1 protein-coding gene is annotated in these 215 nt (G+C 37.2%); it reads left to right on the top strand.

The features are described 5' to 3' along the window. Positions 1–57: 57 nt before the first annotated feature. Positions 58–215, top strand: a 158-nt coding sequence (locus tag ACLS0A_RS11120) for a helix-turn-helix domain-containing protein (RefSeq protein ID WP_423106822.1), incomplete at its 3' end; no start/stop codon positions are given.

Consider the following 215-nt stretch of genomic DNA (forward strand, 5'->3'; position numbering starts at 1 on the left):
TGATCTGCACCCCAAAAGTTGGACTAAACAACCAATTGATTAAGGTGCAGATTTTTTATGACTAAATATACTCAACGTTTCAAACAACAAGTGCTCGACTTTTATCATCAAAATGGAAAAAACCGTTCGCTTACTCGCCAGTATTTTCAGCTTCCCCAAAGCACGTTAGCACGTTGGATTGCGAAATTTAATCATAATGGAATCAATGGATTAGC

The sequence above is a fragment of the Avibacterium volantium genome (assembly GCF_049366555.1).
Lineage (GTDB): Bacteria > Pseudomonadota > Gammaproteobacteria > Enterobacterales > Pasteurellaceae > Avibacterium > Avibacterium volantium_A.